The sequence below is a fragment of the Bradyrhizobium sp. 139 genome (genome assembly GCF_023074175.1).
GTDB lineage: Bacteria > Pseudomonadota > Alphaproteobacteria > Rhizobiales > Xanthobacteraceae > Bradyrhizobium.
Window position 1 is genome coordinate 1 of record NZ_JADPKS010000049.1, and the last position, 13167, is coordinate 13167.

Annotated in this window: 15 protein-coding genes and 2 pseudogenes; 10 read left to right on the plus strand and 7 right to left on the minus strand. The window is 63.9% G+C overall.

From position 1 onward, the window contains the following. The first annotated feature begins 449 nt into the window (after positions 1-449). Both leuC and IVA80_RS12570 read left to right on the plus strand, forming a co-directional pair. Complete coding sequence (gene leuC / locus IVA80_RS12565) at positions 450-1856, plus strand: 3-isopropylmalate dehydratase large subunit (protein WP_247429828.1); 1407 nt, start codon at positions 450-452, stop codon at positions 1854-1856. A 93-nt stretch (positions 1857-1949) separates the two neighbouring features. Next, complete coding sequence (locus tag IVA80_RS12570; protein ID WP_247429830.1) at positions 1950-2159, plus strand: hypothetical protein; 210 nt, start codon at positions 1950-1952, stop codon at positions 2157-2159. Positions 2160-2270: 111 nt separating this feature from the next. Here the strand turns inward: IVA80_RS12570 and IVA80_RS12575 are convergent, their stop codons facing one another. The 3 genes from IVA80_RS12575 to IVA80_RS12585 all read right to left on the minus strand — a co-directional run bounded on the left by IVA80_RS12575 (position 2271) and on the right by IVA80_RS12585 (position 3566). Beyond that, on the minus strand, positions 2271-2813 hold the full coding sequence (locus IVA80_RS12575; protein WP_247429832.1) for a hypothetical protein: 543 nt from the start codon (positions 2811-2813) through the stop codon (positions 2271-2273). 166 nt (positions 2814-2979) lie between these two features. Further along, on the minus strand, positions 2980-3237 hold the full coding sequence (locus tag IVA80_RS12580) for a hypothetical protein (RefSeq protein ID WP_247429834.1): 258 nt from the start codon (positions 3235-3237) through the stop codon (positions 2980-2982). Between the two features lie 50 nt (positions 3238-3287). Further along, positions 3288-3566: a hypothetical protein gene (locus IVA80_RS12585; protein ID WP_247429836.1), complete on the minus strand. Its 279-nt coding sequence runs from the start codon at positions 3564-3566 to the stop codon at positions 3288-3290. 167 nt (positions 3567-3733) lie between these two features. Here IVA80_RS12585 and IVA80_RS12590 point away from each other — a divergent pair, with 167 nt between their 5' ends. The 3 genes from IVA80_RS12590 (at position 3734) to IVA80_RS12600 (ending at position 5696) form a co-directional block, all read left to right on the plus strand. Next, positions 3734-4135 (plus strand): metallopeptidase family protein, encoded by a 402-nt coding sequence (locus IVA80_RS12590; RefSeq protein WP_247429838.1) that lies wholly within the window; start codon positions 3734-3736, stop codon positions 4133-4135. 89 nt (positions 4136-4224) lie between these two features. After that, a complete protein-coding gene (leuD, locus tag IVA80_RS12595) occupies positions 4225-4830 on the plus strand; it encodes a 3-isopropylmalate dehydratase small subunit (protein WP_247429840.1) in 606 nt (201 codons plus the stop codon). A gap of 80 nt (positions 4831-4910) precedes the next feature. Continuing rightward, on the plus strand, positions 4911-5696 hold the full coding sequence (locus IVA80_RS12600) for a hypothetical protein (protein WP_247429842.1): 786 nt from the start codon (positions 4911-4913) through the stop codon (positions 5694-5696). Positions 5697-5829: 133 nt separating this feature from the next. On the opposite strand, the gene IVA80_RS12605 is transcribed toward IVA80_RS12600, so the two are convergent. Together IVA80_RS12605 and IVA80_RS12610 are read right to left on the minus strand one after the other, a co-directional pair. Then, complete coding sequence (locus tag IVA80_RS12605; protein ID WP_247429845.1) at positions 5830-6945, minus strand: MFS transporter; 1116 nt, start codon at positions 6943-6945, stop codon at positions 5830-5832. A 178-nt stretch (positions 6946-7123) separates the two neighbouring features. Then, a pseudogene (locus tag IVA80_RS12610) lies at positions 7124-7384 on the minus strand (HpcH/HpaI aldolase/citrate lyase family protein); the annotation flags it as partial. Between IVA80_RS12610 and IVA80_RS12615 the strand changes: the two are divergent. Next, positions 7382-8037: pseudogene (locus IVA80_RS12615) on the plus strand (hypothetical protein); the annotation flags it as partial. The pseudogenes IVA80_RS12610 and IVA80_RS12615 sit on opposite strands and share 3 nt — an antisense overlap. Before the next feature lie 192 nt (positions 8038-8229). Further along, a complete protein-coding gene (locus tag IVA80_RS12620) occupies positions 8230-8748 on the plus strand; it encodes a hypothetical protein (RefSeq protein ID WP_247429848.1) in 519 nt (172 codons plus the stop codon). A 24-nt stretch (positions 8749-8772) separates the two neighbouring features. Here the strand turns inward: IVA80_RS12620 and IVA80_RS12625 are convergent, their stop codons facing one another. Continuing rightward, positions 8773-9654 (minus strand): CoA ester lyase, encoded by an 882-nt coding sequence (locus IVA80_RS12625; RefSeq protein ID WP_247429851.1) that lies wholly within the window; start codon positions 9652-9654, stop codon positions 8773-8775. Between the two features lie 105 nt (positions 9655-9759). Between IVA80_RS12625 and IVA80_RS12630 the strand changes: the two genes are divergently transcribed. Continuing rightward, a complete protein-coding gene (locus tag IVA80_RS12630; protein ID WP_247429853.1) occupies positions 9760-10404 on the plus strand; it encodes a carbonic anhydrase in 645 nt (214 codons plus the stop codon). Between the two features lie 120 nt (positions 10405-10524). On the opposite strand, the gene IVA80_RS12635 is transcribed toward IVA80_RS12630, so the two are convergent. After that, positions 10525-11559: an aspartate-semialdehyde dehydrogenase gene (locus tag IVA80_RS12635; RefSeq protein WP_247429856.1), complete on the minus strand. Its 1035-nt coding sequence runs from the start codon at positions 11557-11559 to the stop codon at positions 10525-10527. Positions 11560-11675: 116 nt separating this feature from the next. Here IVA80_RS12635 and IVA80_RS12640 point away from each other — a divergent pair, with 116 nt between their 5' ends. Together IVA80_RS12640 and IVA80_RS12645 are read left to right on the plus strand one after the other, a co-directional pair. Beyond that, entirely contained in the window at positions 11676-12464 is a 789-nt protein-coding gene (locus IVA80_RS12640) for a hypothetical protein (protein ID WP_247429858.1), read from the plus strand. A 157-nt stretch (positions 12465-12621) separates the two neighbouring features. Beyond that, entirely contained in the window at positions 12622-13008 is a 387-nt protein-coding gene (locus IVA80_RS12645) for a hypothetical protein (protein WP_247429861.1), read from the plus strand. The last annotated feature ends 159 nt before the right edge of the window (positions 13009-13167 follow it).

Sequence of the window (13167 nt, forward strand, 5' to 3'; positions counted from 1 at the left end):
GTCTCTCATGACCTCAACTTCTCGAACCGCCCGGTGCGGACCCGCATGCCGGGTGGTGTGGCAGGGGAGCGACCCACAAGGTCGCCCCCTATGCCGATTGCCTCCACCGTCGTTGCGCGCGCCGCGAAGCCATCCATGATCTTTCCGCGGAGGGATTCTGGATCGCTTCGTCGCAAGAGCTCCTCGCAATGATGGCGCGGGAATGCTCTCGCGCTTTTACTGCTGAATGCTATATAGCTTCTAGAATGGTTCCAGATCAGACCAGCCTCGCCCCCGTCAAGCGCATCGTCATCGACGATCGCTCGCGGCTGCCCGGCCGGTTCTTCGGACGCTTCGCGACCTCGGCAACGTCAGAGCTTACGCGCGCAGCCTAAAAGCTGCGCTGACGATTTTGTTGCCCGCGCGCCAGCCGCGCTCATCGCTCACACACATTCCTGGAGCTGACGCTCATGTCCAAGCCGACCACCCTGTACGACAAGATCTGGAACGACCATCTGGTGCACGAGGCCGAGGACGGCACCTGCCTGCTCTATATCGATCGCCATCTGGTGCACGAGGTGACCTCGCCGCAGGCGTTCGAAGGCCTGCGCGCCACCGGCCGCAAGGTCCACGCGCCCGAGAAGACGCTCGCGGTCGTCGACCACAACGTGCCGACCACCGACCGCACCAAACCGAACCCGGATCCGGAGAGCATCGAGCAGATCAAGGCCTTGGCCGACAACGCCAAGGAATTCGGCATCGAGTATTACAACGAGTTCGACAAGCGCCAGGGCATCGTCCACGTCATCGGCCCCGAGCAGGGTTTCACGCTGCCCGGCACCACCATCGTTTGCGGTGACAGCCACACCTCGACGCATGGCGCGTTCGGCGCGCTCGCGCACGGCATCGGTACTTCCGAGGTCGAACATGTGCTGGCGACGCAGACGCTGATCCAGAAGAAGGCGAAGAACATGCGCGTCACCGTCGACGGCAAATTGCCGGACGGCGTGACGGGCAAGGACATCATCCTCGCGATCATCGGCGAGATCGGCACTGCCGGCGGCACCGGCTACGTGCTGGAATACGCGGGCGATGCGATCCGCGCGCTCAGCATGGAAGGCCGCATGACGGTCTGCAACATGTCGATCGAAGGCGGCGCGCGCGCCGGCCTGGTTGCGCCCGACCAGAAGGCCTACGACTTCCTGCGTGACCGCCCCAAAGCGCCGAAGGGCGCGGCATGGGACGCGGCGATGCGCTACTGGGAGAAACTGCGCTCCGACGAAGGCGCGCATTTCGACCACGAGCTGCGCCTCGATGCGGCAAAGCTGCCGCCCATCGTGACCTGGGGCACCTCGCCCGAAGACGTGATCTCGGTGACCGGCATCGTGCCCGATCCGGACAAGATCGCGGACGAGGCCAAGCGTCTGTCCAAGCACCGCGCCTTGAAGTACATGGGCCTGACTGCGGGCACGAAGATCACCGACATCAAGCTCGACCGCATCTTCATCGGCTCCTGCACCAACGGCCGCATCGAAGACTTACGCGCCGCCGCCAAGATCGCGGAAGGCAAGCAGGTCTCGGCAACCGTCAACGCGATGGTCGTGCCTGGCTCCGGCATCGTGAAGGAGCAGGCGGAAGCCGAAGGTCTGGACAAGATCTTCATCAAGGCCGGCTTCGAATGGCGCGAGCCGGGCTGCTCGATGTGCCTCGCCATGAACCCGGACAAGCTGAAGCCGGAAGAGCGCTGCGCCTCGACCTCGAACCGCAATTTCGAAGGACGCCAGGGTTTCAAGGGCCGCACGCATCTGGTGTCGCCGGCCATGGCGGCAGCAGCTGCGATCGCGGGTCACTTCGTCGACGTCAGGGAGTGGCGGTAAGCCGTTCTCTGCAATTTGAGCTAAAGCGGCAAACGGCCGTTAATCGGCAACGCCGACACTGCGTCCTCGCGACGGTTCGCGAGGACGCTCCTCATGGCCAACAAGCCTGAATATGTCGATCTGATTGGCGAGGCGACGCGCCAGCACCGGCGGCGCGCAACGCCCTTGCGCATCGTCGCCCAGCCCGAGGTCGGGGAGACCTCAAAGCTCAGCCGCTGGCCGCCGGCGATGTTCAAGCAGTGGAAGCTCGAAAACCTGACGCGGTGGAAGCCGGCGTCGTGGAAGCTGAAGGATTGGCTCTGAGCCACCTTCTCCATCATGGCCGGGCTCGTCCCGGCCATCCACGTTCTTAGACTTGCACAGAAAGATCGTGGATGCCCGGGACAAGCCGCGGGCATGACGACACAGCTCACATCACCAATAGCGGTACGGATGGTGCCAGCGATGCCAGCGGCAGACGCGGCGCGGGCCGTAATAGGTCCAGATGACCCGGCAGCGGCGCGGATAGCTGTAATAGGGATAGTAGCCACCGTAGTAGCGCCGATGGAAGTGGCGGTAGCCGTAATGCGGGCGATAGATCCCGTAGCGATGATAGCCGCCATAGCGGTGAAATCCGCCATAGCGATAGCCGCCACCGTGAAAAGCTGGCGCTGCGCGGAAGCCACCGCCATGAAATCCGCCGCCGCGGAAGCCGCCGACATGACCTCCGCCACCGTGGAAACCACCACCGCCGCGGAAGCCACCCCCATGTCCGCCGCCACCATGTCCGCCGCCGCCATGGCGAACTTGCGTGATCATGTCGTCGGCGGCGGCCTTCGCCGCCGGCAGCGCCGTCGGATTGATCGGAGTCATCGCCTCGGCGCGCCGCGCAGTCCCGGCCGACAGCATCAGCGTGGCGGCGGCCGCAAGCCCGAGCAAGCGCATCGGGCTGGCCCTGAGACCCAAGATCCTCAGCATGGAATCCTCCCTGAATCCGGACAGCGGAGTTGCGACGCTCGTAACCGGCCCGCGTCATCGCTGTTCATTGATGGTCGTTCCCACAAGGTTAAGCTAGGGACAGCGACGTGAACGCGCCATGAATGAACGGCGTTTCCGGCAATTCGCTACGACCAGCGCAGCGGCATCACCACCACGGACCGAAGCCGAGCACGAATGGCGCGGGCACACCGTAGGGATAAGGCCCGTAGTGGACAGGCCGCGCGTAGTAGTGTGGCTCGTAGGGGACGGAGCGGCGCGCGATCGGATGCTGCCGTGCTTGCCGGGCCGCACCGACATCGCTTGTGGGCGCGGCAGCGTCCGGCTTCGCCACGTTCCGGGCAAGGCACATGCATGGCGCCGCAGCGATCGCAACAGCGACAGCCAATCCGATCCATTTCATCATGACAACCTCCGCCACCGCGCCGGTCGGCAGCGCCGTGATGCAGTCCGGCGTCAGCCCCGCCGCCAGTAGCAGCTCATATGCGGCACGATCACGGTGCCGCTGGGCCTATATTCCTGCACATAGGTGGCATTGCATTCGCGGACCGCGTCGGGCCCCGGGTTGTAGCGCGGATAGACGCCGTCCGGGCTGTAATAGGGCGTGACGCGCAAGCGCGCCGGGGGCCGCTTGCGCGGCGGCGGGGCGTCGGGCGCGGCCGCCTGAGCCATCCGGACCTCAGCGCCGGCGGTCTGGGCTTCCGCGCCAACGCAAAATTGCGAAAACAACCCCATGCAAAGTAGAATCAGTATTGCTGTTCCCGCCCGCATCGCACCACCACTCACCTGAGCTATCCCCTTGAGGCGCCGTACGCTCCCCGTTTTCGCGCGCGACGTCAACTCTTCGCAAGCCTCCTATAAAGCCGGATGCATCGCCGCGGAACCCACGCTATGAAAAGCCCATGTGGACGGAATTGAAAGCGCCCTCGCTGGCTGAGATGGAAGCGACGGCCCATGACATCTTCGAGCGCCTCCCGGCGGAATTTCGCGGCCTCTGCGAGGGCGTGATCATTCGCGTCGACGACTTCCCGACCGAGGAAGTTTTGGACGAGATGGCATGCGAGAGCGAGTTCGACCTGCTCGGCCTGTTCCAGGGCGTCGGCCTGCCGCAGCAGAGCCTTGGCGACGTGGCGCGGTTGCCCAACATGGTCTGGCTCTACCGCCGGCCGATCCTTGACTATTGGGCCGAGCACGATGAAAGCCTCGGCCATATCGTCCGCCACGTCCTGATCCACGAGATCGGCCACCATTTCGGCCTTTCGGACGACGATATGGCCGCGATCGAGGCCCAAGAACCGGGTTGAGCAGACGAGATCTGCCGAATTCGCCCTAGGATTCGCGCCCCGATCGCGATAAATACCGGTTCCTCCGACCATTCCGGGAAAGCGCAACCATGGACAAGTTCACCACGCTGGAAGGCGTCGCGGCGCCGCTGAAGATCATCAATGTCGATACCGACATGATCATTCCGAAGCAGTACCTCAAGACCATCAAGCGCACCGGCCTTGGCAAGGGGCTCTTCTCCGAGCAGCGTTACAAGGACGACGGCAGCGAGAATCCGGATTTCGTGCTCAACCAGCCCGCCTATCGCAACACGAAGGTGCTGGTGGCCGGCGACAATTTCGGCTGCGGCTCGAGCCGCGAGCATGCGCCCTGGGCTCTGCTCGACTTCGGCATCCGCTGCGTGATCTCGACCTCGTTTGGCGACATCTTCTACAACAACTGCTTCAAGAACGGCATTCTGCCGATCCGCGTCAGCCAGGAAGACCTCGACAAGCTGTTCGACGACGCCGAGCGCGGCGCCAATGCGACGCTGACGATCGACCTGCCGAACCAGGAGATCCGCGGCCCTGACGGCGGCAAGGTCAAGTTCGAGATCGACCTGTTCCGCAAGCACTGCCTGATCAACGGCCTCGACGACATCGGCCTGACGATGGAGAAGAAGTCGTCGATCGACACCTATGAGGAAAAGCTCAAGAGCGAACGCGCCTGGGCCTGAGATCGATTTCCGTTTCGAGCCCCGGTGCTGACAGCGCCGGGGCTTTTTCTTTGCCCAAAATATCCCTTATAGCTTCGCGCATGCTGCCCGACATCGTCACCTTCTGGCATGGCCCGATGGACGCACTGCGCCAGACCTGTCTGCGCTCGCAGCTTGCGGCCGGCCACAAGGTCACGGTCTACAGCTTCGACACCATTCCCGGCCTGCCCGCGGGTGTCGGCAATGCGGACGCCGAAGCGATCCTGCCGCACGCGTTCTCCGAACGATTGCGGCCGCCGCAGCCGGATGGAAGCTGGCGCGACTGGACCACGCTTCAGTTCAGCGACTTCTTCCGCATGAAGCTGATGGCGAAGGGCCTTGGTCTCTGGCTCGATGCCGACGTGCTGCTGCTCAAGCCCGCCGAGATCGATCCGGCAAAACCCTACTTCGCCTGGGAGCGGCCGCGGCAGCTCGGCAACTCCGTGATCTATCTGCCGGCCGAGCACGGCATCGTCGCCGCGTTCGAGGAGCTGATGGAGCAGGAGGAGCTGACGCCGGACTGGCTGTCGCTGCGCCATCGCATCACCTTTGCGATGCGCCGCCTGCGCGGCGGCTCGCACCGGCTCTCCGACATTCGCGTCGCGATCTTCGGGCCGGCGGCCCTGACCGCACTCGCCCGCCGCACCGGCGAGCTGAGCTGCGCGCTACCGAAGCAATCGTTCTATGCCGTGCATGCCGAGCCACGGCTGTTCTTCGATCCCTCGAGCTATCTCGGGCTCGTCACCGACCCTGATATCATCGGCCTGCACATCTCGCCGAAAGGACGCGGCGGCGAGAAGCCGATTCCGGGCAGCCTATATGCATGGGCAGCGGAGCGGTTCGGCTGAACACCTAATTTGATCCAGCGCGGCAACTATCAGGGCTGCTGTGCCAATGCGTCGACGTTGGAAACGCTCGATCGGGTGACCCACGGCGCACTGAATCTGCCCTGCGCATTGCTGGGTTCCTGTGCCTGCTGCCCTAACGCTGTAAGCGGCTGGCAAGGACGAATATCGGCAAAGATGCAAGCTGCGCGGCGATTGCGAAGATGACGAGCGCCAGAATCGAGTGCTCATAGAGCAGACCTGTCACGACACTGCCGATCAACCAGCCAACGCCATAACCTCCATAGAACAGACCGAAGGCAAGGTTGCGCCTGCCTTCCGGCAGGACGGTCGCAACCAGCGCCTTGAGCAGCGTGTCCTGAGTGGCGTAGCCGATTCCCCACAATACGATGCCCACAAGCGCCGTGCCGAAGCCGCCGAAGAACACAAAGGGCGAGAACGTCGCCGACAGCAGAACTGCAACGAGCAGGACCGGCAGCCCGAAGCGATCGAACAGCTTCCCGAAAGCAAGACTGACGAGGACTCCGCATCCGGTGGAGATCGCGAGGAAGACAGGTATCCACTGCCCGGTCACGACGTGCGTTCGATCGAAATGATACGAGATCAGCTCAAAGCTCATAAGACCGGCAGCAAAGAGTGCGCCTGCGATCATGTAGCCCCAGAAGGCAGGCGAGAAATCACCGGCCGAAGCGGTCTGACCCTGCTCGAGCTTCGAAGGCACGGGAAAGCCGGCGCGCGCCACAGCGAGCGACAGGAATGCAAACAACGCCGGAATCAGCAGCAGCAGATAGCCCAGCTGGTAGCTGCCATTCCAGAAAAGGACGGCGGCAATCATGAGCGGTCCGATCGTAGCGCCGACCTCGTCGAGCGCGGTGTTGAGACCGTAAACCCACCCCTTGCCGAGTTCGCCGGTCGTGTACGAAATCATCGCCTCGACCGTCGGCTTGCGGATCGCGCGCCCGATACGCTCGGCCAGCACCAGCAGAGCGGCGACCTGCCAGTTTCCTGCAACTGCCATCGCAGGCACCGCAATCAGGTTGATGCCGTAGCCAATGAAGGTGATGAGCCAGTAGCGCCCGCTCTTGTCGGCAAGGTATCCGGAGAACGGCCGCAGCGCATAGCCAAGAAACTCTCCCGCGCCGGCGGTGATGCTGACCACGGCGGCGCTCGCCCCCAGCGTAGCCATGAACGGACCATTGATGCTGCCGCCGCCCTCATAGGTGACATCGCCGAACAGATTGACGATGCCCATGGTGAATACGAAGGTGAAGGCCGGCGAACTTCCTTGCCAAATGCGCATGAGGCAATTGCCCGCGTCAAGGCGGACTCCGATTGTCCCAGCCGCTCGATGCAAAGCAACGGCCGATGACTGCGTCGGTTCCCGAGAGACCCGCGCCTATCGTATGGAAGCGCCGAGCGAGGAGGCTGAACTACGGCTTGTTCATCGCTGCGATCGCGTCCGCGATCTCGATCGTGCGGCGCGCCATGTCGGCGTGCAGACGCTCCACCATGGCGCCATCGAGCCGGATCGCGCCGCGCGAGACGTTCTCCGGCAGGTCGAACGCCGCGATGATCTTTCGCGCGCGTGCGACTTCCTCTTCGGGCGGTGTGACGATCGCGTTGCAGGCCTCGATCTGCGACGGATGGATCAGCGTCTTGCCGTCGAAGCCGAGATCGCGGCCCTGCGCGCAGGCGTCGGCAATGCGGAGGCGGAGGCGATCCTGCCGCATGCGTTCTCCGAACGATTGCGGCCGCCGCAGCCGGACGGCGGCTGGCGCGACTGGACCACGCTCCAGTTCAGCGACTTCTTCCGCATGAAGCTGATGGCAAAGGGCCTCGGCCTGTGGCTCGACGCCGATGTGCTGCTGCTGAAGCCCGTCGAGGTCGATCCCGCAAAACCCTACTTCGCCTGGGAGCGGCCACGTCAGCTCGGCAATTCCGTGATCTATCTGCCGGCCGAGCACGGCATCGTCGCCGCGTTCGAGGAGCTGATGGAGCAGGAGGAGCTCACGCCGGACTGGCTGTCGCTGCGCCATCGCGTCACGTTTGCGGTGCGCCGCCTGCGCGACGGTTCGAACCGCCTCTCCGACATCCGCGTCGCGATCTTTGGGCCGGCGGCGCTCACCGCGCTCGCGCGCCGCACCGGCGAGTTGAACTGCGCATTGCCGAAGCAGTCGTTCTCGCCGTCCACGCTGAGCCAAAACTGTTCTTCGATCCGTCGAGCTATCTCGGCCTCATCACCGCCCCCGACATCATCGGCCTGCACATCTCGCCAAAAGGCCGCGGCGGCGAGAAGCCAATTCCTGGCAGCCTGTATGCGTGGGCGGCGGAGCCGTTTGCGTAACCCCTCTCACCCTGCCGCCACGGCAATCGCATTTGAGCATCGGCAAGAGGTCGTCGCCGTCATGCCCGGGCTTGTTGACGCAGCAAGGTCACCGACCCTGACGCTTCGCCTAGGCTAAGCACCGAAAGGCGATGATGACTGAGAACAAAAGCTGAGCCACGCGGTTAGAGAGCAAGCTCGCGAGGTGAGATCATGCGCCGTTCAGACTTAGCAACCCTCCTATTCCTGCTCTCTGGCTTCGTTCCCGTCACCGCGTCTGCTCAGCAGACGACGCCGGATACGAATCAATCTTCCAGCCAAGCTGGCCCTGATCGCACCCCTCAACAGTCGGGCCAGTCCCAAACCCAAAACACCCCAACTCAGCCGGGCCGCACACCTCAGCAGTCGGAGCAATCCCGCGACCGAGACCGCCGCAGCGCCGAAGACACGCGGATCAATCGAGATTGGACGACGCGGCAGCGTGGCGAGGACCGCATGGACATGGACCGCATGCGTCAGCGCCAGATGGAACGCATGATGGACCGGGATGAGGATCATCAGACCACGGGACGAAATTGGCGGCGCGACGATGATGATATGGATCGCGGCCCCGGATATGGCTCTGCAAATCGGAGCGAAGGCCGCTATTACCACGAAGTCCGGCCTCGCCCTCGCGTAAAGACCTGTCTCGAATACGAAAACGGGGACGAGTTCTGCCGATACCGCGATTAGCTGATGCGGTACGCGCCCTAGCCCTCAGCCCTTCCCCATCGCCGCGATCGCGTCTGCGATCTCGATCGTACGGCGGGCCATGTCGGCGTGCAGGCGCTCGACCATCGCACCATCCAGCCTGATCGCGCCGCGCGAAACGTTCTCCGGCAGCTCGAACGCCGCGATGATCTTGCGCGCGCGCGCGACCTCCTCTTCCGGCGGGGTGAAGATCGCGTTGCAGGCTTCGATCTGCGAGGGGTGGATCAGCGTCTTGCCGTCAAAACCGAGGTCGCGGCCCTGCGCGCATTCGGTGGCGAAGCCGTCGGGGTTGGCGATGTCGCTATAGGGCCCGTCGAGAATCTCGAGGCCGTGGGCGCGCGTTGCCAGGATGCAGTGGGTGATCATCGGGATCATCGCGGCGCGGCCCGGCAGCATCTTGATGCGCGTCTCGCGCGAGATGTCGTTCGGGCCGAACACGAAGCCGGAGAGGCGCCTCGATGGATCGCGCCCGGCGGCGGCCAGCTCCTCGGCATGCAGCACCGCGCGCGCGGTTTCGATCATGGCCCAGACTTTCACCGTCGGCGCCGCACCGAGCTCAGCAAGACGTGCACCGACCGTCTGGAGGTCTTCGATACTTGAAACTTTTGGAACCAGAATTCCATCCGGCGAAGCCTTCGCGGCCATCGCGACATCGTCGGCCCACCAGGGTGAGTCGAGGCCGTTGGTACGGATCAGAATCTCGCGCTTGCCGAACCCCTTGGTTGCGATCGCGGCGGCGATGCCGTCACGCGCCACCGCCTTGGCATCGGGGGCGACCGAGTCTTCCAGATCGAGGATCAGGCCGTCGGCAGCGAGAATGCGAGCCTTTTCCAGCGCGCGAGGGTTGGAGCCGGGCATGAACAGATGGCTGCGGCGCGGGCGGGTCATGCAAGCGTTCCTTTCCTCAAATCTATTCTGACCGAAGCCGATAGCACCTGGCATGCCTATTCGAAAGGCTTGTTCGCCCCTCTGGTCTATGGTTAGGCATAGGCCATGGTCACATTCCCGAAGCATTTGCTGGAAGGCTATCAGGCCTTCGCCACCCAGCGGCTGCCGACCGAGCAGAGCCGCTATCGCGAGCTGTCGGTGAAGGGGCAGTTCCCTGAAGTGATGGTGATCGGCTGCTGCGACAGCCGCGTCTCGCCCGAGGTGATCTTCGACGTCGGCCCGGGCGAATTGTTCGTGGTCCGCAACATCGCCAATCTGGTGCCGGTGTATCAGCCCGACGGCAACGCGCATGGCGTCTCGGCCGCGCTGGAATATGCCGTGACGGTGCTGAAGGTGAAGCACATCGTGGTGCTCGGCCACGCGCAATGCGGCGGCATCCGTGCCTTCGTCGACAAGATCGAGCCGCTCACCCCCGGCGATTTCATCGGCAAATGGATGCAGATGTTCATCAAGCCGGGCGAAGTCGTCGAGCAGCGCGACCACGAGACCATGGCGCAATTCGTCGAGCGCATCGAGAAGGCCGCGGTGTTCCGCAGCCTGGAAAACCTGATGACGTTTCCGTTCGTGCAGAAGGCGGTGGACTCAGGCCAGATGCAGACGCACGGCGCCTATTTCGGCGTCGCGGAGGGATCGCTGTTCGTGCTGGACAAGGCGAGCAAGGAATTCAAGAGCGTGCGAAGCGTGGCTTGAAGTCGCCCTTCCTAGGGTGGGCAAAGCGAAGCGTGCCCACGACTTCTTTCGTCATCCTGGAAAGATGGTGGGCACGGCGCGCGAAGGGCGCGCCTTTGCCCACCCTACGAGATCCCGCGCTTACGCTGCCTTTTTCTTCGCGCTGATCAGCTTGCGGTTGATCAGGACTTCCGCGATCTGGATCGCGTTCAATGCAGCACCCTTGCGAAGATTGTCGGACACGCACCAGAGAACCAGACCGTTCTCCACCGTCGCGTCCTCGCGGATGCGGCTGATATAGGTGGCGTCCTCGCCGGCCGCTTCATACGGCGTGGCGTAGCCGCCGGGCTCATGCTTGTCGATGACGAGACAGCCGGGCGCCTTGCGCAGGATGTCGCGCGCTTCGTCGGCGGTGATCGGGTTCTCGAACTCGATGTTGACGGCCTCGGAATGGCCGACGAAAACAGGCACGCGCACGCAGGTCGCGGAAAGCTTGATCTTGGGATCAAGCATCTTCTTGGTCTCCATCATCATCTTCCACTCTTCCTTGGTGTAGCCGTCCTCCATGAAGACGTCGATGTGGGGGATGACGTTGAAGGCGATGCGCTTGGGAAACTTCTTACTGACCAGCTCCTGATTGGTGTAGACGGCCTTGGTCTGCGAGAACAATTCGTCCATCGCGTCCTTGCCGGCGCCCGACACCGATTGATAGGTCGAGACCACGACGCGCTTGATGGTCGCCTTGTCGTGCAGCGGCTTGAGCGCGACCACGAGCTGCGCGGTCGAGCAGTTCGGGTTGGCGATGATGTTCTTCGCCTTGAAGCCGGCGGCTGCGTCCGCGTTCACCTCGGGCACGATCAGCGGCACGTCCGGATCCATGCGCCAGGCGGAGGAATTGTCGATCACGACGGTGCCGGCGGCGCCGATCTTCGGCGACCATTCCTTCGACACCTCGCCGCCCGCCGACATCAGGCAGATGTCGACGTCGGAGAAATCGTAATGCTCGAGCGCCTTGCACTTGAGGGTGCGGTCGCCATAGGAGACCTCGACGCCGACGCTGCGGCGTGACGCCAGGGCCACGACCTCGTCCGCGGGGAATTTGCGCTCATCCAGAATGTTGAGCATTTCCCGTCCGACATTGCCGGTCGCGCCGACGATTGCGACTTTGTAACCCATCGTTCACTCTCCGATGAAAAAGCCCGTTCCTGAAGCTGACGCTTAAACAGGAAGAGCAGCGCTTCTATGCGAGAACCTGCCTCAAGACAACGTTGGACCATGCCTGAAGGCTGTGGATGCAGTCGCCTGAGGCCAGCACGGCCGCAACCCCCACCCAGATCCATCTGGCGCTTGCAGCCTTCGCCGACGAAGTCGTCGCCACGCTGGCGCGCCTGTTCGCCTATGTGGGGGCGCTCGCCCTGTTTGCCATCCTCGCCCTTGCGGCGCTCGGCCAGCTGCCTGATCTGCGCGACGACGAGCCCATGGAGAAGCCGGGCTGGATCGTGGCCGATCGCTCGCCTCCGGCCTTTGCCCTCAGCCGGCTCGATTCATCAGAAAAAACAGCCTCTTACACCGTCCTCAGGCATCCTGAGGGCGGCCGCAGGGACGTGATGCGGTGGACCGGCGAGGCGGACAGGCCTCTGGCGGAGCTCGAGATTTACCGGGAAGGCGGTGAATTCGACGTGGCCCGCCCGGCGACCGCCGACCTGGCGGTCCACATGGGCCTGGCCGAGGCAACCCCGCTCGAACAGGCCGGCCTGATCGACACGAAATTCGGTCCCGTCGCCCTGTTCCGGCTAGCCGGCACGGCGGAGGGCGCGCGGGCGTGCCTGGGCTATCTCAAGCGCAGCGAGGAGCCGGCGCTCCAGATCTCCGGCTTCTCCTGCCAGGGCGACACCCTGCCCGCCCGGCGCGCGGCGATCGCCTGCACGCTGAATCGGCTGACGCTGCTGGCCTCGGGCAACGAGCCGAAGCTGGCGGAATTGTTCGCCCATGCGGAGCTGAAGCGCCGCGCCTGCGCTCCCCAAGGTTCGTCGGACTGGCTGCTGGGCGCCGCGAACGCGCAATTGCGCGGAGCGCTTTGACCCGTATCAAGCTCAAGTGGCTGGTATTGATGCAACTTTTGCCGGCGCGCACGATTATTCCGCCCTGGTGTGACCCAATAGACCTAGTTGCGGCCGCCCCGGCCGAGCTAGTATGGGGGTGAAATCGATTGGCGGCTTGCCGCCTGAAGGGGACGTGATGAGCTCGAATTTCTCTGCCGCGAACAAACTGGCGATGTGGCTTGCGGCCGGCGCCGTGGTTGCCATGTCCTCGGTCCTCGCGACACCAGCCTCGGCCGACACCAAGAAGCAGCGTTATGACAACGGCCGTCCCTATTACGGCCCGAGCGGCCCCAACGCGATCTATCAGCAGGGCCGCACCCGCCTCTATGTGAGCAAGCGCTCCTGGCTCGACGGCGGCACCGAGGTCAATCCGGGCGACCGCAAGTTCTCCGACTACGCATTCCCGCCGGCCGTCGGCTATCCGTCCTTCGCCCGCGAAAACCTCAACCGCCCGATCGATCGCCAGCCGCTGAGCCCGCCGTCCGATGTCGGCGGCTATCCGCAGAATTTCCCGCTGTACTGAGGCGGACATATCGACCGAATCGAAATGGCCGGGCTCGCGCCCGGCCATTTCTATTTGTCGTGTAGATGGGGTAACGGGCCCCGGGCAGCCTTCCAGCCAAGCCGCGCTAGCTACGGCGCTATTTGTGGCGCGCGTCGCGCGGCTTGGTTGGAAGGCAAG